The 23,270-nt window shown below is 50.6% G+C and carries 17 protein-coding genes; 10 read left to right on the forward strand and 7 right to left on the reverse strand.

Annotated features, from left to right (window positions below; all coding sequences use genetic code 11):
• Window positions 1-55: 55 nt before the first annotated feature.
• From htpG to hemH, 3 genes are all read left to right on the forward strand, one after another.
• Window positions 56-1,939 (forward strand): molecular chaperone HtpG, encoded by a 1,884-nt coding sequence (gene htpG / locus A8F97_RS02490; protein ID WP_181021254.1) that lies wholly within the window; start codon window positions 56-58, stop codon window positions 1,937-1,939.
• A gap of 262 nt (window positions 1,940-2,201) precedes the next feature.
• Window positions 2,202-2,846, forward strand: a complete 645-nt coding sequence (adk, locus tag A8F97_RS02495) for an adenylate kinase (RefSeq protein WP_014700808.1) — start codon at window positions 2,202-2,204, stop codon at window positions 2,844-2,846.
• Window positions 2,847-3,068: 222 nt separating this feature from the next.
• The gene (gene hemH, locus A8F97_RS02500) at window positions 3,069-4,031 is read left to right on the forward strand and encodes a ferrochelatase (RefSeq protein WP_033071815.1); all 963 of its coding nucleotides are present in this window, start codon (window positions 3,069-3,071) and stop codon (window positions 4,029-4,031) included.
• A 108-nt stretch (window positions 4,032-4,139) separates the two neighbouring features.
• Here hemH and ybaL read toward each other — a convergent pair whose 3' ends face one another.
• Window positions 4,140-5,825 (reverse strand): YbaL family putative K(+) efflux transporter, encoded by a 1,686-nt coding sequence (ybaL, locus tag A8F97_RS02505; protein ID WP_015730960.1) that lies wholly within the window; start codon window positions 5,823-5,825, stop codon window positions 4,140-4,142.
• A 669-nt stretch (window positions 5,826-6,494) separates the two neighbouring features.
• Between ybaL and ushA the strand changes: the two genes are divergently transcribed.
• The 6 genes from ushA (at window position 6,495) to A8F97_RS02535 (ending at window position 15,829) form a co-directional block, all read left to right on the forward strand.
• Window positions 6,495-8,144 (forward strand): bifunctional UDP-sugar hydrolase/5'-nucleotidase UshA, encoded by a 1,650-nt coding sequence (gene ushA, locus A8F97_RS02510; protein WP_033071814.1) that lies wholly within the window; start codon window positions 6,495-6,497, stop codon window positions 8,142-8,144.
• Window positions 8,145-8,373: 229 nt separating this feature from the next.
• Window positions 8,374-10,383 (forward strand): discoidin domain-containing protein, encoded by a 2,010-nt coding sequence (locus A8F97_RS02515; protein WP_033072075.1) that lies wholly within the window; start codon window positions 8,374-8,376, stop codon window positions 10,381-10,383.
• 292 nt (window positions 10,384-10,675) lie between these two features.
• Window positions 10,676-12,829, forward strand: coding sequence for a carbon starvation CstA family protein (locus A8F97_RS02520; protein WP_014700804.1), 2,154 nt, complete (start codon window positions 10,676-10,678; stop codon window positions 12,827-12,829).
• A gap of 145 nt (window positions 12,830-12,974) precedes the next feature.
• Complete coding sequence (locus tag A8F97_RS02525; protein WP_005976130.1) at window positions 12,975-13,178, forward strand: YbdD/YjiX family protein; 204 nt, start codon at window positions 12,975-12,977, stop codon at window positions 13,176-13,178.
• Between the two features lie 15 nt (window positions 13,179-13,193).
• Window positions 13,194-14,180, forward strand: a complete 987-nt coding sequence (yjiA, locus tag A8F97_RS02530) for a GTPase (protein WP_033071813.1) — start codon at window positions 13,194-13,196, stop codon at window positions 14,178-14,180.
• Window positions 14,181-14,446: 266 nt separating this feature from the next.
• Window positions 14,447-15,829 (forward strand): glycoside hydrolase family 28 protein, encoded by a 1,383-nt coding sequence (locus A8F97_RS02535; RefSeq protein ID WP_014700802.1) that lies wholly within the window; start codon window positions 14,447-14,449, stop codon window positions 15,827-15,829.
• 152 nt (window positions 15,830-15,981) lie between these two features.
• Here the strand turns inward: A8F97_RS02535 and ybaK are convergent, their stop codons facing one another.
• The 4 genes from ybaK to A8F97_RS02555 all read right to left on the reverse strand — a co-directional run bounded on the left by ybaK (window position 15,982) and on the right by A8F97_RS02555 (window position 20,990).
• The gene (gene ybaK, locus A8F97_RS02540) at window positions 15,982-16,461 is read right to left on the reverse strand and encodes a Cys-tRNA(Pro)/Cys-tRNA(Cys) deacylase YbaK (RefSeq protein WP_014700801.1); all 480 of its coding nucleotides are present in this window, start codon (window positions 16,459-16,461) and stop codon (window positions 15,982-15,984) included.
• Between the two features lie 70 nt (window positions 16,462-16,531).
• A complete protein-coding gene (locus tag A8F97_RS02545) occupies window positions 16,532-17,350 on the reverse strand; it encodes a TraB/GumN family protein (RefSeq protein WP_025918761.1) in 819 nt (272 codons plus the stop codon).
• Window positions 17,351-17,513: 163 nt separating this feature from the next.
• Window positions 17,514-20,237, reverse strand: coding sequence for a copper-exporting P-type ATPase CopA (copA, locus tag A8F97_RS02550; RefSeq protein WP_015730955.1), 2,724 nt, complete (start codon window positions 20,235-20,237; stop codon window positions 17,514-17,516).
• A gap of 237 nt (window positions 20,238-20,474) precedes the next feature.
• Window positions 20,475-20,990, reverse strand: a complete 516-nt coding sequence (locus tag A8F97_RS02555) for a DUF6097 family protein (protein ID WP_227001579.1) — start codon at window positions 20,988-20,990, stop codon at window positions 20,475-20,477.
• Window positions 20,991-21,171: 181 nt separating this feature from the next.
• Here A8F97_RS02555 and cueR point away from each other — a divergent pair, with 181 nt between their 5' ends.
• Window positions 21,172-21,588, forward strand: coding sequence for a Cu(I)-responsive transcriptional regulator (cueR, locus tag A8F97_RS02560; RefSeq protein WP_005976144.1), 417 nt, complete (start codon window positions 21,172-21,174; stop codon window positions 21,586-21,588).
• Window positions 21,589-21,631: 43 nt separating this feature from the next.
• Here the strand turns inward: cueR and A8F97_RS02565 are convergent, their stop codons facing one another.
• Together A8F97_RS02565 and A8F97_RS02570 are read right to left on the reverse strand one after the other, a co-directional pair.
• Window positions 21,632-22,087: an NfeD family protein gene (locus tag A8F97_RS02565; protein WP_014700797.1), complete on the reverse strand. Its 456-nt coding sequence runs from the start codon at window positions 22,085-22,087 to the stop codon at window positions 21,632-21,634.
• Window positions 22,087-23,001, reverse strand: a complete 915-nt coding sequence (locus A8F97_RS02570; RefSeq protein ID WP_005976148.1) for an SPFH domain-containing protein — start codon at window positions 22,999-23,001, stop codon at window positions 22,087-22,089. Before A8F97_RS02570 ends, A8F97_RS02565 begins: the two co-directional genes overlap by 1 nt.
• Window positions 23,002-23,270: the final 269 nt, after the last annotated feature.

The raw sequence follows: 23,270 nt of genomic DNA on the forward strand, positions 1-23,270 counted from the left end.
ATCGTCAGTTTAATCAGCCTGAATAATATTAGGATTGAGGTAAGCAACAATGAGTATGAAAGGCCAAGAAACTCGCGGGTTCCAGTCCGAAGTTAAGCAACTACTGCATTTGATGATCCATTCGCTTTATTCCAACAAAGAAATTTTTCTGCGTGAATTGATCTCCAACTCCTCCGATGCGGCAGACAAATTACGCTTCCGCGCGTTGTCTACCCCTGAACTGTATGCAGGCGATGGCGATTTGCGCGTGCGAGTGTCTACCGATAAAGAAAAGCGTACTCTGACGATTTCTGATAACGGTATTGGCATGAGCCGTGATGAAGTGATTGATAATCTTGGTACAATTGCGAAGTCCGGCACCAAGGCTTTTCTGGAATCCATGGGTTCCGATCAGGTTAAGGATAGTCAACTGATTGGCCAGTTCGGGGTGGGCTTTTACTCTGCCTTCATTGTTGCGGATAAAGTGACTGTGCGTACCCGCGCTGCGGGTGCGAGTGCCGATCAGGGCGTGTATTGGGAATCTGCTGGTGAAGGCGATTACACCATTGCTGACATCACCAAAGACGATCGCGGCACGGAAATCACTCTGCACCTGCGTGAAGGTGAAGACGAGTTTCTGGATGACTGGCGTGTGCGTTCCGTCATCAGCAAATATTCTGACCATATCGCGCTGCCGGTAGAAATTGAATCTCGGACAGAAAGCGAAGAAGAAGGCGGTGAGTCCACCGTTAGTTGGGAAAAAATTAACAAGGCACAAGCCTTGTGGACGCGCAGTAAATCTGAAGTCAGCGATGATGAGTACAACGAATTTTATAAGCACATCTCCCATGACTTTACCGATCCGTTGAGCTGGAGCCACAACCGTGTGGAAGGCAAGCAGGAGTACACCAGTTTGCTCTACATTCCTGCTCATGCCCCGTGGGATATGTGGAACCGTGATCATAAACACGGCCTGAAATTGTATGTTCAACGTGTCTTTATTATGGATGACGCCGAACAGTTCATGCCGAACTATCTGCGTTTTGTTCGCGGCCTGATTGATTCCAACGATCTGCCGTTGAATGTTTCCCGTGAGATTTTACAGGACAGTCGTGTGACGCAGAACTTGCGTAATGCACTGACCAAACGTGTGCTGCAAATGCTGGATAAACTGGCGAAAGACGATGCGGAAAAATACCAAACGTTCTGGCAACAGTTCGGTCTGGTGCTGAAAGAAGGGCCGGCGGAAGACGGCAGTAACCGCGAAGCGATCGCGAAATTGCTGCGCTTTGCCACCTCACAATCTGACAGTTCTGCGCAGACGGTGTCGCTGGAAGATTATGTTAGTCGTATGGTGGAAGGTCAGGACAAGATCTACTACATCACCGCAGACAGCTATGCTGCGGCGAAGAGCAGCCCACACCTGGAGCTGTTCCGCAAGAAAGGCATCGAGGTATTGCTGTTGTCTGAGCGCATTGACGAATGGATGATGAGCTATCTGACCGAATTTGACGGTAAATCCTTCCAGTCTGTCAGTAAGGCGGATGATACGTTGGATAAACTGGCTGATGAAGAAAACGATGCGCAGAAAGAAGCACAAAAAGCGCTGGAGCCGTTTGTTGAACGCGTGAAAACGCTGCTGGGCGAGCGCGTTAAAGACGTGCGTTTCACGTACCGTTTGACCGATACGCCTGCGATTGTCGTGACAGATGCCGACGAGATGAGCACGCAGATGGCGAAACTGTTCGCCGCAGCGGGCCAACAGGCACCGGAAGTGAAGTACATCTTTGAACTGAACCCGGAACACGCGCTAATTAAACGTGCCGCTGATGTTTCTGACGACGCTGAATTTGGCGAGTGGGTTGAGCTGCTGCTGGATCAGGCTTTACTGGCCGAACGCGGCACGCTGGACGATCCGAACCAGTTCATTCGTCGTATGAATCAGCTATTAAGCGCCTGATATTGATGCCCTTCAGATCCCGGTTCCAACCGGGATCTCCCTCGATTTTTACGTATCCTTCCTCTGATGAGGGTTTATTCGTCTACACTGAATGGCAACATTGGGCAGGCGGCAAACCGTATTTTTAGGTATCTGGCTTTTTTTCATCTGCCTACACATTGCTGAAGCGAGCCCGTTCCTTGAGCATAAGCGTCTGGAATGGTATGGTTTAGCGTTTTTCAAATTTATTTTATAAATATTACATAGCAAGGGGATTTACGCGATGCGTATTATTCTGCTGGGCGCTCCGGGCGCAGGCAAAGGTACTCAGGCTCAATTCATCATGGAAAAATACGGTATTCCGCAGATTTCCACCGGTGACATGCTGCGTGCAGCGGTAAAAGCGGGTACTGAATTGGGCAAGCAGGCTAAAGAAATCATGGACGCAGGTAAACTCGTCACTGATGAACTGGTCATTGCTCTGGTTAAAGAGCGCATCGCCCAGGACGATTGCCGTAACGGTTTTCTGCTGGATGGCTTCCCACGCACCATTCCGCAAGCTGATGCCATGAAAGATGCAGGCATCGATGTGGATTACGTTATCGAATTTGCAGTTCCTGACGAACTGATCATCGATCGTATCATTGGTCGTCGCGTTCATGCGGCGTCCGGCCGCGTCTATCATATAAAATTCAATCCGCCTAAAGTTGAAGACAAAGACGACGTGACAGGCGAAGACCTGAGCATCCGTAAGGACGATCAGGAAGATACCGTGCGTAAACGTCTGGTTGAGTACCATCAGCAGACTGCACCGCTAGTTTCTTATTATCAAAAAGAAGCTGATGCGGGTAATACGCGCTACTTCAAAGTAGAAGGTACGCGTAAAGTGGAAGAGGTTCGCGCAGAACTGGAAACTATTCTGGGCTAATTTTTCTAAGTGAACTGAGTTCCACCCTCTGAATGCCAGATAATCGTCTGGCATTTTTTCGTTTTGAAACTCTCCCTTGTTTATTTTCCCCTATTAGTAGCATCGACATTACCCCTGTTATCTACCCGTATTTGTTTAGCTTTTTTTCGCTACAATAGGGATCTGATGTTACGCACGGGCGGGCTGAAAGAAAGCTTGCTTCTCCATAAAAGGAAGACGGCGATGAAACAAGAGAAATACGGCGTGCTGATGGTGAACTTAGGGACGCCCGATGCCCCGACGCCGCAGGCGGTGAGACGTTATCTGGCTGAGTTCCTGAGCGATCGGCGTGTGGTGGATACGCCGCGTTTGCTCTGGTGGCCTTTGCTGCGCGGCATCATTCTACCCACTCGCTCACCACGAGTGGCGAAGCTCTATCAATCGGTCTGGATGGAAGGGGGATCGCCGCTGTTGGTGATTAGCCGCCGACAGCAGCAGGCACTGGCTGCACGTATGCCGGAAACACCGGTTGAGCTGGGTATGAGCTATGGTTCACCCAGCCTGCGCTCAGCGCTGGATAAGCTATTGGCTCAGGGGGTAACGCAACTGGTGGTCTTGCCCATGTATCCGCAATATTCCTGCTCAACGACCGCGGCTGTGTGGGATGGGTTAGCTGCACAACTGCGTGATAATCGTCAGTTGCCTGCTATTCGTTTTATCCGTGATTACGCAGAGCATCCTGCCTATATTGCGGCGTTGAAGCACCGTGTTGAGCAGTCTTTTGCTGAACATGGCGAACCGGACAGATTGGTGATCTCCTATCACGGCATCCCTGTACGTTATGCTAACGAAGGAGATGACTATCCGCAGCGTTGTCGGGCGACCACAGAGGCGCTGATTACCGCGCTGGGGCTGCCGGAAGGGAAAATAATGATGACCTTCCAGTCGCGTTTTGGTCGTGAACCTTGGCTGACGCCGTACACGGATGAAACCATGCTGGGATTACCCGCGCAAGGAATCAAGCACATTCAGATTATGTGTCCTGGCTTTGCTGCTGACTGTCTGGAAACGTTAGAAGAGATTCAGGAACAGAACCGTGAAATATTTCTGCACGCAGGTGGAGAGGCTTTCCACTATATTCCTGCGCTCAATGACGATCCGCTGCATATCGATCTGCTGGAACAATTAGTGAGCAAAGCAGAGTAGGGGGAGATTGCCGTTGTTTGGCAGCGCTTGAAGCCTTGTGCCTGTATTGCACAGCATAAAAAATGGCGGGCATATTTGCCCGCCATTTTTGTATCTACGTGTAGTCGTTTAGATAGGGCACGCCTGTGGCGCAGGCGGGATTTCATCCAGTTTCAACAGTGTGATCATACTGTTGGCGATTTCCCGTTCACCCATTACTACCTCGTTGGCACCGTGCTCGGTAATGTAGCTGACTTCATCGTCATAGTGCGCACGGGCGATGATCTCCAGATCGCCGCGCTTCTCACGGGCCGCTGCGACGATTTCACCGGCTTCATAACCGTTCGGAATCGTCAGTAATAGCCAACGGGCACAATCGAGACGCGCAATATCCATGACTTCAGGCTTGGTGGCGTTGCCCAATACGGCTTTAATGCCTTGCTCACGTAGGGCATCGACGCGAGTACGTGAATTTTCAACCACTACCACAGGAATGCCTGCCTGATGCAATTTGGCGCCAATCAGGCTACCAACGCGCCCATAGCCGACCAGCAGAGCATGGTTGCACATATCAACAGGAATCTGTTTCTCTTCTTCGATGGCTTCTTCTACGATCTGCTCTTCTATTGTTTCGTTCTTCGCCAGATAGCGTTCAAGCAGCGTAAACAGCAGCGGGTTTATCATAATAGAGAGAATGGCACCGGCTAGTACCAGATTTCGACCTTCTTCGGACAACAGCCCCAACACGATGCCGAGTCCAGCCAAAATAAAGGCAAATTCACCGATCTGCGCCAGACTGGCAGAAATCGTTAATGCTGTCCGTTTTGAGTGACCAAAGAGGCGAACCAGCGCGAAAGCAGCGGCTGACTTACCGAACACGATGATTGCCAGAGTTATAAGCACGGAAATTGGGTCGTTCAGCAGGATCATCGGATCAAACAGCATGCCGACAGAAACGAAGAACAGTACGGCGAAGGCATCGCGCAGCGGCAGCGTATCGTGAGCCGCTCGCTGGCTGAGTTCAGATTCATTCAGTACCACGCCAGCGAAGAATGCGCCCAGAGCAAAGGAGACATCAAACAGTTTCACTGCGCCAAAAGCGATGCCCAGCGCCATCGCTAACACCGCCAGCGTGAAAAGCTCGCGTGAGCCAGTGCTGGCACTTTTTGCCAACACCCACGGCACCAGACGGCGACCTACTACAATCATCAGGGTGATAAACGCGATGACTTTACCGATGGTCCAGGCTAAATCAGCCAGCAGCTTGCTGGTATCGGCATGCTCAGACCCGATCATGTCACCGAAGGCGGGCAGTAGGACCAGCGTAAGCACCATTGCCAAATCTTCTACGATCAGCCAACCGATAGCGATTTGACCACGCTGGCTATCAATAAGCTGACGTTCTTCCAGTGCACGTAGTAGAACCACGGTACTCGCGGTGGACAGACAGAGGCCAAAAACCAGGCCGCTCGCCAGGCTCCAGCCCAACATGGTGGATAACCCCATTCCAAGCAGCGTTGCCACAGCAATCTGGGCTATCGCGCCGGGAATGGCGATGGACTTTACCGCCATGAGGTCTTTCAGCGAGAAGTGCAAACCGACGCCAAACATCAGCAGAATTACGCCAAGTTCAGCCAGTTCTGATGCTAGTGAAGTATCGGCAACAAAACCGGGGGTAAAAGGGCCGACAAGCACGCCTGCGGCAAGGTAGCCAACAAGGGGAGAGATACGCAGGCGGTTTGCCAGAATACCAAGGATGAAGGCAAGAACCAGCCCCCCAGCGATAGTAGAAATTAGCGGTGTTGCAGCATGCATCCCAACTCCTTGTGCCAGTAGGTGAAACGTAATTGAGCGGATTTACCCTTCTTATCTTGAAGCTACAGCGTGGCTAGCGGTGTTTACGTACCCTTATCACTCTTAATTATGTACCGAAAAACGTATTAGGGGTCGTTCGTTTGCTGTGTGACTGTAACGCCAATTATTCTGGGTATATATAAATTCTATTGCATGTAGTGAAATGTTGCTTGGGTAAAAGTGGTATTTTATGAAAAATATCAGTTTCTCAAGATAAAGGTAGTGTAACACATGTTTAGGTGTGGTTTCCGACGATAAGCATTGATAAACATGCGTAATTATTCTGATAGCATGATGTTATTGATGGCAATGGCCTACGGCTTTTACGTCTATTCACCAGAATGATTCTATCCATCGGTATAAAATCCCAGAAAACAGAGGATAAACGGTGTGATGGCAGGTTATTCCGATGAAGCATCCATATTAGCAAGAGTTCGTGACGGCGTGACGACAATGCCATGTCAGTGCGATATCACTCTGGCTGCTATACCTAATCTGGTTTTGTCGGCTATCACACATTGCTGAGGAACGCATGAACGTGCCTGGCGCATTGTTCATCTGGCTGTGATAATTTGTGCAATGAATTTCTCAGTGGTTCCACTGCAGCTTTAAAATAAACGGAGATTTATCATGCGCTTTTCAATAAAAGCTCTGGGATGTGCGATGGCGGTATCGTTGGCGTTAACGCCTGTTATGTCAATGGCTTGGGAAAAAGACAAAACATACGCCATCACTATTTTGCATACGAATGACCACCACGGCCATTTCTGGCATAACGATCATGGTGAATATGGTTTGGCGGCGCAAAAAACGCTGGTCGATCAGATTCGTCAGGAAGTGGCAAGTAAAGGCGGCAGTGTATTATTGCTCTCCGGCGGTGATATTAATACTGGCGTGCCTGAGTCCGACTTGCAGGATGCGGAGCCTGATTTTCGTGGTATGAACATGGTTGGCTATGATGCGATGGCGCTCGGCAACCACGAATTCGATAATCCACTATCTGTACTGCGCCAGCAGGAGAAATGGGCAAAATTCCCGCTGTTATCGGCCAATATCTACCAAAAAAGCACCGATCAGCGGTTGTTTAAGCCTTATGCCCTGTTCGACAAGCAAGGTGTGAAAATCGCGGTTATCGGCCTGACAACAGATGACACGGCCAAATTAGGCAATCCTGAATATTTTACCGATATCGAATTCCGTAATCCTTCTACGGAAGCGAAGCAGGTTGTTGAACAATTGCGCAAGAGTGAAAAGCCCGATGTGATTATTGCCGCAACGCATATGGGCCACTATGACGATGGTAATCACGGCTCTAATGCACCGGGTGATGTGGAAATGGCGCGTAGCTTGCCTGCTGGCTATCTGGATATGATTGTTGGCGGTCACTCGCAGGACCCGGTCTGTATGGCGCAGGAAAATAAAAAGCAGGTGGATTATGTGCCAGGCACACCTTGTGCACCCGACCGTCAGAATGGCACCTGGATTGTTCAGGCGCACGAGTGGGGCAAATATGTCGGTCGTGCTGATTTCACATTCCGCAATGGCGAATTGAAACTTGAGCATTATCAACTGATACCGATCAACCTGAAGAAAAAGGTAGAAAAAGACGGTAAAACCGAACGTGTTTTCTATACTCATGAAATCATGCAGGACTCTGACGTCATGAAAATGCTGACGCCGTTCCAGGAAAAAGGGCAGGCGCAGTTGGGTATCAAGATCGGTAGCGTGAAAGGTAAACTGGAAGGCGATCGCAACCAGGTACGTTTTCGTCAGACCAATCTGGCGCACGTGCTGCTGTCTGCGCAACTTGAGCGTGCAGAGGCCGATTTTGCCATTATGAGCGGTGGTGGCGTCCGTGATTCGATTGAGCCGGGTGATATCACTTATAAAGATGTACTGAAGGTTCAGCCATTTGCTAATACGCTGGTTTATGTAGATATGACTGGCAGTGAAGTCGAGAAATATCTGGCTGTCGCCGCCAATAAAAAGGTGGATTCCGGTGCTTATGCGCAATTCCTTAACGTCAGCCTGACGGCCGATGGACAAGGTGTGCAGAACGTGAAAATCAAAGGTGAACCGTTGCAGGCCGATAAAGTTTACCGCATGGCAACGCTGAACTTTAATGCGATGGGGGGCGATGGTTACCCGCGTCTTGATAACCTACCAGGCTATGTGAACACTGGCTTTGTCGACGCGGAAGTGTTGAAACAGTACATCGAGAAACATTCTCCGCTGGATGCGGAAGCCTACGCGCCGAAAGGCGAGATCGTTTATAAGTAATTAATAATTATGGCGGTTTTTGTCCCTGTGCTGGTGGCGAAAACCGCTGTTTTTTCTCTGAGCTATCCTAAATAAAGGGGATAGAATTAGCCTCTTGTTTTTCGAGGTGAAATTAATTAATTGATTTTATTTGTAAAATTCCTCCACATTCCTTAAAACGCGTTAAAATAACTCCCCCGCCAAATAAACGATACTCCTGATGCCTTTTATCAACGGAGTCGTCAGCACCATGAAAGATATCAACATCGAAATTAACGTTTGTGACAGTACAGGCAAATCAACATGTACCGTTTATCCTCCTATTCAGGTAAATCCTCACGCTTGCTGCCATTCGGATAACGGAGACGGGCAAGAACCTGGCGTTTCAGGTGTTTCCTCCGTATTTGGACGGACCGGTGTTGTCACTGCGCAACCAGGCGACTATACGGCCGATCAGATTACCGAAACCGGCACCAGAAAATTTGCCACGCCGGATGAAAAAGCGGCCTGGAATGCGAAGCAGGCTGAATTAATTTCTGGAACCAACATTCGCACGGTCTTTGGTCAATCATTGTTAGGTAGTGGTGATGTTTCACCGACGCCAGCGCAAATGGGCGTGGCGACTGCGGGACATACTCATACCACAGCAGAAATTGCCGACTACACACAAAAAACGAAGCAGCTCATCCATTCCTCGCTGGAGGCGGGAGCGGGCGTTGCATTGAGCTATAACCCTGCGAGTGAAAAAACGGTAATTAGCGCTACAGGCGGTGGTTCCGGCAGCGGCGGTTCTGGCTATACCGTTGCCGAGCGTCAGGGTGCAACGGCAGGACAAAATCACGCGTTCAGTATTCGTCCACAAAATACATTTAACCTCGCAGCGTATGCGCTGAAAGAAGTTGCTGGTGTGGCGAATCAGACTCATGTGGTTGATGAATTTAATGAATCGAGCGAACCAAATTATCATGCGACCAGCGAGGTTATTTTTAATGGGCTATTAAAGCCCTATACAGGTGGAATATATGCTTCATCTGCTCAGGGAGATTTTTACGCACAGTCTGTTCCTGGTAAACCGCGAGCATTGTCCATTTCTAGCGTAGGCGAATCGATTGTACCTACAATGACATCAAATACCAGCCCTGTGGGATACGTTATTTCGGCATCCGGGAAATTTGGATCAAATAATGAATATTTCGCGTTGGATAATAACAATTCAACATTTTGGATGACTAACAATATTCCAACCGTATCTGTACCGCAGTGGATACGGTTGGATCTGCCTTTTTCAATTGCCATTTCTGGCTATTCGCTAAAAAATCGGAATCTGGCCAATACTGGATCCCTACGATCGTGGGAATTACAGGCGAGCAATGATAATGGAGAAACATGGGATACACTGCATTCTATTGCCAATAATACGAATGACGGCGCGTCGGCAGTCAGAGCGTTTACTGTTACAAATGACAACCAATATTCATCATTCCGCATATTAATAACGGCACAAAATACAGGGCAGTACGCTAGTATCAACCAAATTAACCTATACTCTATCGCTAAATTTTTAATTAAAAGTGGAGACGTTTACTATACGTCTAATAATGGAGAATTAACTCAGGTTTCTGTGCCTGAATCGGTTGATGATATAAAAAACACAGGTTTTTCGCTATCCGGAGCAATTCCTGGGTCAGCACTATCTAATTTACTCCCTATCGATATTGTTTCCAACACGGCAGTGCCGTTTAATGTTGTCTACACTCCGCATTCGCAAATTGTTATTCCATCATTAAAAACGCCATTAGCAGAATATTCGAGGATCAACTCAGCAACGCTAACGGCAACACAGACTGGCAATGGCAAAGTGCGCGTCGCTGTCACGCGAGATCGGGTGAACTGGCATGTTTTGCGGAGCGGGGCATGGGTTAATGTTGGGCCTCTGTCTGCAGATACCGCAGGCGCAACGGCGTTGATTGCAGACGGTATGACACCAGCCGATCTCGGCGCTATTACGGCGGCACAGTGGACGCAGTTGTTTGCATCCAATAATGGTGTGCCGGACGCGCTTGCGTTTGCGTTTGCACTTGATATCACCGATCCGGTGGCAGATGTTGCGACCATTGACCGACTGACGCTGAACGTCAATGATGCGTCTAGCTGGAAAGTGCAATCACCTGCGGAAGTGGAAATTCGCTGGCGCACCGACAATGTGACATTCCGCACCACGACAGTAGGTAATTACAAACTGGCGTATCAGGTTCCGTAATTGCTCGTGATACTCAACACCTTACTGGCCGCGAATGTCGCGGCCTTTTCTTTTTGATGCCACCCCTTTTTCTCCAGCCACTCGCTGCGTCATTCTAACCGCTTAGCACGCTATTCTGCCGCCTACCCAAATACCCGCCCCACGCGTGCACGCGATGACGTACTGTGCCGCCACTCTCTTCCTTATCTGAAACACGCGATGACTCACGTTATCGCACGACGCTTTACCAGGGTTTATTTTTCTACCGCTAACAAAAATCAAATGATTGTGATTTTTAATTGAAGGATGTCTTATGAAGAGCAATTCCATTCTTAAACACATCCCCTGGATGATTCTTGGAATCATTGGGGCTGCCTGCCTCGGCGTAGTCGCACTACGTCGCGGTGAGCATGTCAGTGCCTTATGGATTATTGTTGCTTCTGTCGCCGTTTATCTCGTGGCCTATCGATACTACAGCCTGTATATCGCACAAAAAGTCATGCAGTTGGACCCGACCAGAGCAACCCCTGCCGTTGTCAATAACGACGGTCTTAACTATGTACCGACGAACCGTAACGTGCTGTTCGGGCACCACTTCGCTGCTATCGCTGGCGCCGGTCCGTTGGTCGGGCCGGTACTGGCCGCGCAGGTCGGCTACCTGCCTGGCACCTTATGGTTGCTGGGTGGTGTGGTGCTGGCGGGTGCCGTGCAGGACTTCATGGTGCTGTTTATTTCGACCCGTCGTAACGGTGCGTCGTTAGGCGAAATTGTTAAGAAAGAACTTGGCCCGGTACCGGGTACGATTGCACTGTTCGGCTGCTTCCTTATTATGATCATCATTCTTGCCGTGCTGGCATTGATTGTTGTGAAAGCGCTGGCAGAAAGTCCGTGGGGTGTCTTTACCGTTTGTTCTACGGTGCCAATCGCGCTGTTCATGGGCGTTTACATGCGCTTTATCCGTCCGGGTAAAGTGGGTGAAATCTCGGTGATCGGGATCGTGCTGCTGGTGCTGGCGATCTGGTTTGGTGGCGTAGTGGCACACGACCCGTACTGGGGGCCAGCGCTGACCTTCAAAGATACGACCATTACTTATACGTTGATTGGCTATGCCTTCGTGTCGGCACTGCTGCCAGTATGGTTGATTCTGGCTCCGCGTGACTATCTGGCGACCTTCCTGAAAATCGGCGTGATCGTCGGTCTGGCGATTGGTATCGTGATCCTGAATCCCGATCTGAAAATGCCAGCGGTAACGCAGTTTGTGGATGGCACCGGTCCGGTCTGGAAAGGTACGCTGTTCCCGTTCCTGTTTATTACTATCGCCTGTGGTGCTGTGTCTGGCTTCCACGCACTGATTGCTTCTGGTACTACACCGAAATTGATGGCTAACGAGAAAGATGCGCGTTTCATCGGTTACGGTGCGATGTTGATGGAATCTTTCGTAGCGATCATGGCGTTGGTTGCGGCGTCTATCATCGAACCAGGTCTCTACTTTGCGATGAATACCCCGCCAGCGGCATTGGGTATTACGATGCCGGATCTGCATAGATTGGGCACAGCGGATGCGCCGATGATTCTGGCACAGTTGCAGGACGTATCTGCACACGCGGCGGCGACCGTTAGCTCCTGGGGCTTCGTCATTTCTCCAGAGCAAATTCTGCAAACGGCGAAAGACATCGGTGAACCTTCCGTTCTGAATCGCGCAGGCGGTGCACCAACGCTGGCTGTCGGTATCGCACACGTGTTCCACCAGATTATTCCGGGTGCCGATATGGGCTTCTGGTATCACTTCGGTATTCTGTTTGAAGCGTTGTTTATTCTGACGGCGCTGGATGCGGGTACGCGTGCTGGTCGTTTCATGTTGCAGGACCTGTTGGGTAACTTCGTTCCTTTCCTGAAGAAAACCGACTCGCTGATTGCTGGTATGATTGGTACGGCGGGCTGCGTCGGTCTGTGGGGCTACCTGCTGTACCAAGGTGTAGTCGATCCGCTGGGCGGCGTGAAGAGCCTGTGGCCGTTGTTCGGTATATCTAACCAGATGCTGGCTGCGGTGGCGCTGGTGCTGGGTACGGTCATCCTGATTAAGATGAAACGTACACAGTACATTTGGGTCACGCTGGTTCCGGCTGTTTGGTTGCTGATTTGTACCACGTGGGCGCTGGGTCTGAAACTGTTCAGCGACAACCCGCAACTGGAAGGCTTCTTCTACATGGCGAACATGTTCAAGGGCAAAATTGCAGAAGGCGGTGCCGATCTGAGCGCGCAGCAGATTTCGAACATGAATCATATCGTGACCAACAACTATACCAACGCTGGTCTGAGCATTCTGTTCCTGATCGTGGTGTACAGCATTATCGCGTACGGTATTAAAGCGGCACTGGCTGCACGTAAAGTGGCTGAACGTACCGATCAGGAAACGCCGTATGTTCCGGTTCCTGAAGGTGGCGTGAAAGTCTCTTCCGGTCACTAATCCATACGCGCCCGTCAGATTTTGCGAGACCGCTAGCAAGGTTGAACGTGAAAGATGACGGGTACAGATACCCTGTATAATGTATAACGTTATACAGGGTATTTTTTATCTAGCCGCTGTTGCAGGCGATGGTCTGGAGGTAATGATGTTTGGCAATCTGGGAAAAGCAGGAAAATATTTGGGCCAGGCGGCGCGTATGCTGGTCGGTATGCCGGATTATGATACCTATGTGCAGCATATGCAGACCAATCACCCGGATAAACCTGCGATGACGTATGAAGAATTTTTCCGCGAACGCCAGCAGGCGCGTTACGGCGGAGACGGCAAAGGCGGGATGCGTTGCTGTTAACGACTTGGAACTGTTATGACTCAACCTTTATCATCTGATGTGGCTAAACCCGTGTATGTCACTATTCTGACCGGGTTTCTTGGTGCTGGAAAAACCACCTTACTACGGCATATTCTGAATGCCGATCACGGCTACAAAATTGCCGTGATTGAAAACGAATTCGGCGAAGTCCCAATTGATAATACATTAATCGGTGAACGTGCTAGCCAGATTACGACGTTGAGCAACGGCTGTATCTGCTGCACGCAGTCCAATGAGCTGGCTGATGCGTTGCTCGATCTTATTGATGGCGTGGATAACGGTACGCTGGATTTTGATCACGTCATCATTGAATGCACCGGTATGGCCGATCCAGGGCCTGTGGCGCAGACCTTCTTCTCCCATGAAGTTATCTGTGAACGCTTTGTTCTGGACGGAATTATCACGTTGGTGGATGCGGTACATGCGCAACAACAGCTCGATCAGTTCACCATTGCACAATCGCAGATTGGCTATGCCGACCGCATATTGCTAACCAAAACGGATGTGGCAAGCGAAGACGACACGCTGTTACCGCGTCTTCAGCGCATCAATGCACGTGCACCGATCTACCCTGTGGTACATGGCGATATCGATCTGAGCGTGCTGTTTAACATTGACGGTTTTGTCCTCAGCGACAAACTGGACGTGAAAACGCCGGTATTTCGCTTTGTTGCACCGACGCAGAATAACGTGCAGTCGATTGTTGTGTATCTTGATGATGCCGTTGAGCTTCAGGCTGTTTCCGATGTTATGGAAAACCTGCTGCTACAATTCTCCGATAATCTACTGCGCTATAAAGGTATTCTGGCTATCAACGGTGACAACCGTCGCCTGCTGTTTCAGGGCGTTCAGCGCTTGTATAGCGCAGACTGGGACAGAGAATGGCAGACTGATGAAGAAAGAAAGAGCGTGCTGGTATTTATTGGTGTGGATTTACCCGAACAGGAAATCCGTAATGCTTTCGCTCGTCTGACGGCATAACGCTTCCGTCTTATTTGTGCTGGTCATTCAGGCCAGCACTCTCTCTTCAATTCTATTCTCGCTCTATTCCTGGTTCTGTTTGCGCCACATTCTGTCTGTCAGGGGAGCGCATCTTCTCAGGATGGAAGTAGTGCAATTGCACGAAAAAATCCCTACCTTATTGTAATTATTACGAATACATCTAAAACGTGATCGTCCCTCGTTTTTTAGTGGAATATTGGTGTTATTTTATTAAAACGATATTTCATTATTTTGTGAGGTTAAGTATGCGTAGTGGTCTTGCTCTGTCATTAATGGCTTCCTGCATCACGCTGGGTATTCAAGCTGGTACGGCACAGGCTGCCAGTTCAGTGAAATTCCCAGATAAAACCTGTGACGTCACACAATACGGGGCCGAAGGTCACCGCCTACAGATCGCACTAAATACCGAAGCTTTTCAGAAAGCGATTGATGATTGCGCGGCGGCTGGTGGCGGAACGGTACACGTTCCTCGCGGTAACTATCTGGTCGATCCGCTGTTCCTGAAAAGTAACATCCGACTGGATTTGGCAAAAGATGCAACTATCGTCGCCTCGACTGAAGTCGCAGCGTATCGCGCGACGGAAAAAACCAAGTACGCTGAAGCGGAAAATGGTTGGCTTCCCTTTATCAGTATTGCTGATGCACAAAACGTGGCGATTACTGGCGAAGGCACCATTGATGGGCAGGGTGCCGTCTGGTGGGAACGCTGGCGTGAGAATATTCGAGCCACCGGCAAGAAAGGTGGAACCGACCGCCCCCGTCTGATTTATATCAAAAGTTCTAGTAACGTGCTGGTGGACAGCGTCACGCTCACCCATTCCCCTAGCTTCCACATTGTGATGCGTTACTCGCATGATGTGGATGTTAACGGTACGCGTATTCTGTCGCCGTGGCATGCACCAAACACCGATGCTATCGACCCGATCGACAGCCAGAATATCCGTATCACCAATAATTATATCGACTGTAATGACGACCATATTGCGATAAAAGCCGAGAAGCCAGATAGCCGCTTCCCGAATGGCGTCGTGGATAACATCTATATTGCCAACAATATTCTGAAGCAGGGGCGCGGCATCTCCATCGGTAGCGAAACTTCCGGCGGCGTGAATAACGTGCTGGTTGAAAATAACCAGTTTGAAGGCTCTATGTACGGTATCCGCATTAAAACCCTACGTGGTAAAGGCGGCGAAGTGAAAAACATCACCTACCGTAATACCAAAATGGTGGATGTTGAAATACCGCTGGTCTTTGCTGCGTACTACAAAGCTGCGCCGATTGTGCAGGCTGAGGTAGATAAGATGTTGGCCGAAGGTGGCTTCACGATGGGCGAGCAGATTTACCCACCGGATACCGATCCAGAGCAGCCGTTCGATCAGTACAAGACACCGCATTTCAGCAACGTGACGATCGAGAATTTGGAATCGACCGGGAAGACCAAAGCCGCAGCGTACATTATCGGCGTACCGGAAGCCCCGCTCAGTGGTTTCCACTTTGATAACGTGCGCATTGATGCGGATAAAGGTATCCGCATAAGGAATGCGGAACTGCAAACCAAAGGACTGACGCTGAATGTGAAAGAAGGTCCAGTGATGCAGTTGGATAAAGGGGCGAAAGTCGATCAGTAATCGATTCGAGTGAGTGCAGCCAACGCACATGCAACTTGAAATATAACGAGTATATGAAGCGGTAGCAGGGGACACACTGGCCGTGGAGTCCTCTGCTATCTGCTTCACTTTAATGCATATCGCCTGGCAGGCTGTTCGTTTAATCGCAGGGATTAATCGTGCTTGGCGATATCGGCAAAGGTGGCACGCAGTAGCTGTGCCAAATCATTTGCCGATAGTTCAATGTCCAATCCGCGTTTACCGCCGGAAATGAAAATGGTATCAAACTGGCGTGCCGGTTCATCAATCACGGTCGGCAGCAGTTTCTTCTGCCCGAGCGGGCTGATTCCCCCCACCAGGTAACCCGTTACGCGCTGAGCGATGACCGGATCGGCCATATCGGCTTTTTTGGCGGACAGCGCGCGAGCGACTTTCTTGAGATCCAGCATGCCTGCGACGGGTGTGACGGCCACGGCGAGGTTTTTCGCATCACCATTCAGGGAGACGAGTAGCGTTTTATAAACCTGCTCTTTATTCAGTCCCAATTTTTTGGCCGCTTCCTCGCCAAAATTAGTTTCGTCGCTGTCGTGATGATAGCTGTGTAATGTAAAGGCGACCTTGTTCTTTTCGAGCAGATTGACTGCGGGTGTCATGATTTCACTATCCTTAAACCCTTTGTGGGCCTTATCTTGCGGACGCGGCTGGGCGTCATAATGTGTTCTTTCAAGGTGTTGCTGAATGACTGTTGTTGAGCAGCGTGGATAAATTCTCATCGCCATACAGATGCAGTGCGCCGACGGCTACCACGTAGCTTCCAGGGGGAAGCGCCTGAAGTTGCTGTTGCCAGCGACGGTTACGCTGACCCATCAACAGGTCGGTCATTTCATTGCTGAACGTCGCGGGGATATCCGGTTTATAGGTGCCAGGCCTGCTGTCTAGCCACCAGCCTACCATCGTTTGCAGCAGACGAGCGTTGATGTGCCAGTGCTTAATCGTATCCTCCAGCAACAGCAGGCCGCCCTGCGGCAGTTGCTGTAACAAATCAACCTGCGTCTGCTGTCCTTCCAGTTCGATAATCTGAATACCATGAAATTTCGCTGCGTTAATCAACTGATAATCGATGCCATAATCGGGGCGTAACCCTAATCGCTGAGCCTGCCTTGCTTGCAGCACCAGCGCGGCTTGCCAGGCGGGAAGCTTGTCGATATTGCTTTCATCGAAAGAGAGTGATTCACAGATTTTCTGCAACTGGCGATAGTTGTCCGGGCTGAGGCGCTGTGCGAGCGGTGGCTCGGCGTCACTGTGTCCGAAGGGGGAATGAGAATCGGAGATATCGGCTTCTACGATGAGTGCGGTCGCCTGTCTGAGTTGTTGCAGCAGTATATCGGGCAGCGGTGCCATATCCTGGCTACCCATATGAATACTGCCGACCAGATGCAGATGCCGTTCGTTGGCGAGTTGAACGTCTATCGCTGGGTAGGCATAAGCTAGCGGTGGGATAAAGCCAAGAAAAGTCGCGATTCTACGCAGCAGTTGCCCCATTGCTTCCGTCTCCTGATGTGGGAGTAATATGCTAAACGCTAGATACGGAACAATACAAGGGATACTACAGGTAGAGCAAACATGGTTGCATGGTAATAAAGTGATGTGGCGAAAGAATAAAAGAGCCCGCCATCTTTGGAATAATTAAGATGGCGGACTAACATTACTGACCTTTAGGTTTAAAACGCAGCAAGCGGTTGGCGTTGCTGACTACCGTAATGGAGGAGAGTGCCATCGCGGCACCGGCGACGACCGGGCTGAGAAGCGTTCCGGTCAGTGGATAGAGCACGCCTGCGGCAATTGGAATACCCAGCGAGTTATAGATAAAGGCACCCAGCAGGTTTTGCTTCATGTTGCGCAGCGTGGCATTGGAGAGCAACAGCGCATCGGCGACGCCGTGCAGGCTGTGGCGCATTAGTGTGATAGCGGCGGTTTCAATCGCGATATCGCTGCCGCCGCCCATCGCAATGCCGACATCGGCCTGCGCCAGTGCGGGCGCATCGTTGATGCCATCACCAATCATCGCCACGCGTTTGCCTTGCGCCTGTAGTTTTTTGATGGCCTCGGCTTTTCCGTCTGGTAGCACACCCGCGATCACCTGATCGATACCGGCTTCTTTAGCGATACTCTTCGCCGTGAGCGGGTTGTCCCCTGTGAGCATGACTAACTGGTAGCCCTGTTGATGCAGGCGCTGCAGCGCGCTGATGCTGTCTGCTCGCAGCGGATCGTGGATAGAGATCACCGCGATGAGGTGGCCATTGGCCGCAAGTAAAACGGGCGTGATGCCGCGCTGAGCTTGTTCATTGATCAGCGTGTCACCTTCCGCGAGATCGATCTGATGCTGTTTGAGCAGTGGCGGATTTCCCAGCAGCAGGTCGACATCCATGGTCTTGCCGCTGACGCCAAGACCGCGCAGCGTGCGGAACTGATCGACTTGCGTTAGCGTAAGATTTTCTGCGTGTTCAATAATGGCTTTCGCTAGCGGGTGATGAGATCCCTGTTCCAGCGAAGCCGCCCAAGTCAGCGCCTGCTCCTCTGTTACGCTGCCGAACGTGTGAATCGCCACGACGCGCGGCTTCCCTTCGGTTAGCGTACCCGTTTTGTCAAACACCAGCACGTCCAGCTTGCTGGCCTGCTGCAAGGCATCGGCATCCCGTACCAGAACGCCAAACTCCGCTGCACGTCCTACGCCGGAAATAATTGACATCGGTGTTGCCAGCCCAAGCGCACAGGGGCAAGCAATGATCAAAACGGTCGTAACGATAATAAGCGTATAGACAATCTGTGGCTGTGGCCCGACAAAGAACCAGATCGCACCGCTGAGGAGTGCGATGGCAACGACGACGGGAACAAACACGGCAGAAATACGATCCGCTAGCTGCCCGATAGCCGGTTTGCTGCTTTGCGCCTGTCTCACCAATCGGATGATTCGCGACAGGGTGGTTTGGTTGCCGATCGCGTCTGCACGGAAGAGAACGCTGCCATCGGAAACCAATGTGCCTGCGTGAACGGTATCGCCAGATGTTTTGGACTGTGGGATCGGTTCGCCGGTCAGCATGGCTTCATCCACCCACAGCTCGCCTTGCAAGATCTCGCCATCAACAGGAATACGATCGCCAGTGGTCAGGCGTAACGTCATGCCCGATTGCACCTCGGACAGTGGAATGGATTTTTCACCTTCCGGAGTCACGACACGGGCAGTAGGCGGTGTTAAGTCCAGCAGTCGTTCCAGCGCGCGTGAAGATCGCTGGCGAGCGCGTTGCTCCAGCGCGTGGCCCAGGTTGATTAAACCAATGATCATCGCGCTGGCCTCATAGTACAGATGGCGCGCCGCCATCGGGAAAAGGTCCGGCCATAGGTTAACGGTAATCGAGTAAAGCCATGCCGCACCCGTTCCCAGTGCCACCAGCGTATCCATGGTTGCAGCGCCGTTTCTCAGGCTACGCCAGGCGTTACGGTAAAAATGACTGCCAGCAAATACCATCACTGCCAGCGTCAGAATACCGATGACGAGCCACGGCGTTTGGCTTTCCGGCGTCAGACTCATGCTGCCACCTAATACACCCCACAGCATCAGCGGTATACCCAGCAGTAAACCTAGCGCAGCCTGCCACTGAAAGCGGCGGATAGCCTGTTGAGAGGTTTGCTGCTGGCGTGCACGGCGTGCTTCTTCGTCCTGAATAATTTCTGCACCATAGCCTGCTTGCTCAACGGCGGCAATCAGCGCTTCCGGCTCGGCGTGACCGTTGACCAACGCACTGCGCTCAGCCAGATTCACTCGTGCCTGCGTAACGCCGCTGACGTTTTGTAGTGCCGTCTGCACGCGATTCACGCAACTGGCGCAGCTCATCCCCTGAAGCAGGATCTGTACGCTGTCATCATCGCGGGTGGTGCGTGTTGTTATTGCCGGAAGAATGCTCTCGGCCGCTGGCAGCGCTTCCGGCATCGTCGCTACCTGTGCCAGCGGCTCAGTTTTTGGGTGAACATTCTCCTGCACGCTGGCGTGATAGCCGGCTTCTTCAATAGCGCTAATCAGTACCGTGGTCTCAACGTTACCATACACGGTGGCCTGCTCTTTGGTGACATCCGTCGCGACGACGCCGGGAATAGCTTCCAGCACTTTACGCGTAGCGGCGACACAGTGGTTGCAGCTCAGGCCGGAAAGCTGAAGGGATACATCCGGAGTGGTGGCGAGTTGCGCGTCGTAGCCTGCCCGCTCGATAGTGTCGATCAACGTTTGAGAATCGACGGCACCGCTGACTTTGGCGTACTGTTGAGTGACGTCGGTGTGTTCGACTGTAGGGATCGCGTCTAGTGCTTTTTTAACGCGTTGAACACAGTGCCCGCAGGTCAGTCCCTGCAAGGACAACACGATGGTTTGTGACATAACAATTTTCTCCCGTGTTAACAACCGGCGGTGAAAGACGTTGACCGGCCATCTGATTTCTACTTGTTATTGGGTAAGGTAAACCTTCTGGCAAGGGGAAGGTCAAGGGATTTAATATGCTTTTGTTCTAGGAAAGAAAAAGTGAAGAGTCTCTCTGCCAAATAGCAGAGAGACTCTTCGAACAAAATGAAACACTCAGGTGAAGGTAAGGTCAGTTGAGTCTGACGTTGTCAGTCATCAAGTATTGCTTGAGGTCCGGGCGATGAATGCCTGAATGACCTTCTCAGCCTCGTTTTCCGCGCGGTGATTCAGGTAATAAAAATAAAAAATCAAACCGAAAAACAAAGCGCCATACGCGATAGCCATCCACATATGTTCGATTAGAAAAAGAAATACGCTTTGCGCCATACCGTCGATATCATATTCAATATTAAAGTATTTAAGATACCGATCCGGTACGAAAATGAAGCAAAATAGCAGGACGGGTAAAGCGAGAATAGCGCTTAATATATTGATTCGATGTTTTCTGGTATTCAGCGACGTGTAGCTGCTGTCCCCGAGATAGCGTTCAATTTCAATAATCTGCTGAGAAAGGTCATCTTTCGATGTAACAGGAATGTGGTGGTGTTCAATATGATAATGGACCTCTTTGAGCCGCTGTGCGTTATCGAGTACCTTACCGAGTATATTGCTATATCCCATGATGATATTTTCCTTTACTGATAATAACTCACTTGCAGCATTCCATCGCAAGCAATTATAAAACCTTGTGATTTTACACAAATAAATGTTCTCGTCATCTTTTACGTGAAGTGAATTTTTATAGTGGTAAATTTGGCTGATACTACAGAGTCAGATAATATGATCTCATTGAGATACTCATTGGCTGTGCCAATACGCCTTCTGCCATTATGGGGAGAGGCAAGGAGAAATCATGAATATCAGTGATGTTGCGAAAAAAACGGGTCTTAGCAGTAAAACCATTCGTTTCTATGAAGAGAAAGAGCTTCTGACTACACCGCTGCGTTCTGAAAATGGTTATCGTAGCTATGATGAGCATCATGTCGAAGAGCTAACGCTGCTGCGTCAAGCGCGACAGGTGGGTTTTAATCTGGATGAATGCCGGGAGCTGGTCACGTTATTTAACGATCCGCTGCGGCGCAGCGCGGATGTAAAAGCTCGTACTTTGCAGAAAGTACAAGAAATCGAGATGCATATCGAAGAGTTGAAAACGATGCGTGAACAGTTGCTGGCGTTGGCCGAACAGTGCCCAGGGGACGGTAGCGCGGAGTGTCCGATAATCAATAATCTGGCGGGTTGTTGTCAAAAGAGTAAATCGTCAAAAGAGTAAATTGCCAGAAAGGGGAGCGAGGCTCCCCAATTCGTGCGCTCTGTTAGTGCTCAATCGACCGGACATGCAGTGTGATGCCATCAACGGCAATCACTTCAACATGCGTGCCAGCAGGCAGTTCCTGCTCTGATTTCACGCGCCAACTGCTGTCGCCGATGTTTACCCGACCAAAGCCGTTAGTCACGGGTTCGGTCAGGGTAGCGCGTAGGCCAATCAACTGTTGCCCACGCTGGTTAAGCGTTGACGGTGGGCGTGACAGCGTTCGTTTACGCAGCCAATACCACCAGAGCAGCGCTGTAACGATCGTCATGATGGCGAAAATCGTGCCCTGCCATGGCCAGCCTAGCGGCATCACCCACGTTAGCAACCCAACCAATACGGCCGACACGCCGCTCCACAGCAGATAACCGCTGGCACCCAGCATTTCGGCGGCTAAAAGCAGGCCGCCGAGCGACAGCCAGAACCAGTGCGCATTTTCCATCACCAGTTCAATGCCCATTATTGACCTCGGCTGTCTTTGCTATCTTTAATCAGCTCGGTGATCCCGCCAATGGCTCCCATCAAGTTGCTGGCTTCCAGCGGCATCATGATCACTTTGCTGTTATTAGAAGAACCGATCTGCTGCAAGGCATCAGTATATTTCTGAGCGACAAAGTAGTTAATCGCCTGAATGTTACCCGCTGCGATGGCCTCGGAGACCATTTTGGTCGCCTGTGCTTCTGCTTCTGCCGCACGTTCACGCGCTTCTGCTTCCAGAAATGCGGACTGACGCAAGCCTTCCGCCTTCAAAATCTGTGACTGCTTTTCCCCTTCGGCTTTCAGGATAGCCGCCTGACGCACCCCTTCCGCCTCCAGAATATCGGCACGTTTGTTACGTTCCGCTTTCATCTGCGCATTCATCGCGGCAATCAGTTCAGCAGGCGGTCGTACATCGCGGATCTCAATACGCGTGATTTTAATGCCCCACGGGTTGGTGGCTTCGTCGACAATGTGCAGTAGGCGCGTGTTGATGCTATCGCGCTGAGACAACATCTCGTCCAGCTCCATGGAGCCCAGTACGGTACGGAAGTTGGTCATGGTGAGGTTGACGATAGCCTGTTCCAGATTGCTGACTTCATAGGCCGCCCGTGCCGGATCAATCACCTGAATAAAGCAGACGGCATCAATCGCTACATTGGCGTTATCGCGTGAGATAATTTCCTGAGAGGGGATGTCTAATACCTGTTCCATCATGTTGATTTTACGTCCAACACGATCCATAAACGGTACGACCAGATTAAGCCCCGGCATCAGCGTTTTGGTGTAGCGGCCAAAACGTTCTACAGTCCATTGGTATCCCTGAGGTACGACTTTGATGCCTGACCAGACGATGATAAGTGCAACAAAAACCAAAATGGGAATGACGGTGAGCATGTTTTAAAACCTCCAGGTTGTTTTATCCCCGTCATACTTCAAGCTGCATGTGCGTTGGATTCCCTTACTCACCTCAGTCACTTACTTGATGTAAGTTCCTGGTGATTCGCTCGGTTTCCGCCTTTCTGCAACTCGAATTATTTAGGGTATATATCGGTCAAAAGACGATCTCAGCGGATAGTGTAACTCACTTATGTATAAATGCGGGCAAGAAATGCACTCGCCAGCGAGAACGGTAGGCCAGTTAACTGGCGTGGGAGGACAATTCG

It is taken from the genome of Pectobacterium parmentieri, assembly GCF_001742145.1.
In the GTDB taxonomy this organism is placed as follows: Bacteria; Pseudomonadota; Gammaproteobacteria; order Enterobacterales; family Enterobacteriaceae; genus Pectobacterium; species Pectobacterium parmentieri.

Bases quoted from the DNA above. Each gene is read 5' to 3' on its own strand.
- ushA (WP_033071814.1), top strand. From the start codon at position 6,495: ATGCGCTTTTCAATAAAAGCTCTGGGATGTGCGATGGCGGTATCGTTG.
- A8F97_RS02570 (WP_005976148.1), bottom strand. From the start codon at position 23,001: ATGCTCACCGTCATTCCCATTTTGGTTTTTGTTGCACTTATCATCGTC.
- copA (WP_015730955.1), bottom strand. From the start codon at position 20,237: ATGTCACAAACCATCGTGTTGTCCTTGCAGGGACTGACCTGCGGGCAC.
- htpG (WP_181021254.1), top strand. From the start codon at position 56: ATGAAAGGCCAAGAAACTCGCGGGTTCCAGTCCGAAGTTAAGCAACTA.
- A8F97_RS02545 (WP_025918761.1), bottom strand. From the start codon at position 17,350: ATGGGGCAACTGCTGCGTAGAATCGCGACTTTTCTTGGCTTTATCCCA.
- A8F97_RS02525 (WP_005976130.1), top strand. From the start codon at position 12,975: ATGTTTGGCAATCTGGGAAAAGCAGGAAAATATTTGGGCCAGGCGGCG.
- A8F97_RS02535 (WP_014700802.1), top strand. From the start codon at position 14,447: ATGCGTAGTGGTCTTGCTCTGTCATTAATGGCTTCCTGCATCACGCTG.
- A8F97_RS02515 (WP_033072075.1), top strand. From the start codon at position 8,374: ATGAAAGATATCAACATCGAAATTAACGTTTGTGACAGTACAGGCAAA.
- hemH (WP_033071815.1), top strand. From the start codon at position 3,069: ATGAAACAAGAGAAATACGGCGTGCTGATGGTGAACTTAGGGACGCCC.
- ybaK (WP_014700801.1), bottom strand. From the start codon at position 16,461: ATGACACCCGCAGTCAATCTGCTCGAAAAGAACAAGGTCGCCTTTACA.
- A8F97_RS02520 (WP_014700804.1), top strand. From the start codon at position 10,676: ATGAAGAGCAATTCCATTCTTAAACACATCCCCTGGATGATTCTTGGA.
- ybaL (WP_015730960.1), bottom strand. From the start codon at position 5,825: ATGCATGCTGCAACACCGCTAATTTCTACTATCGCTGGGGGGCTGGTT.
- A8F97_RS02565 (WP_014700797.1), bottom strand. From the start codon at position 22,087: ATGGGCATTGAACTGGTGATGGAAAATGCGCACTGGTTCTGGCTGTCG.
- yjiA (WP_033071813.1), top strand. From the start codon at position 13,194: ATGACTCAACCTTTATCATCTGATGTGGCTAAACCCGTGTATGTCACT.
- cueR (WP_005976144.1), top strand. From the start codon at position 21,172: ATGAATATCAGTGATGTTGCGAAAAAAACGGGTCTTAGCAGTAAAACC.
- adk (WP_014700808.1), top strand. From the start codon at position 2,202: ATGCGTATTATTCTGCTGGGCGCTCCGGGCGCAGGCAAAGGTACTCAG.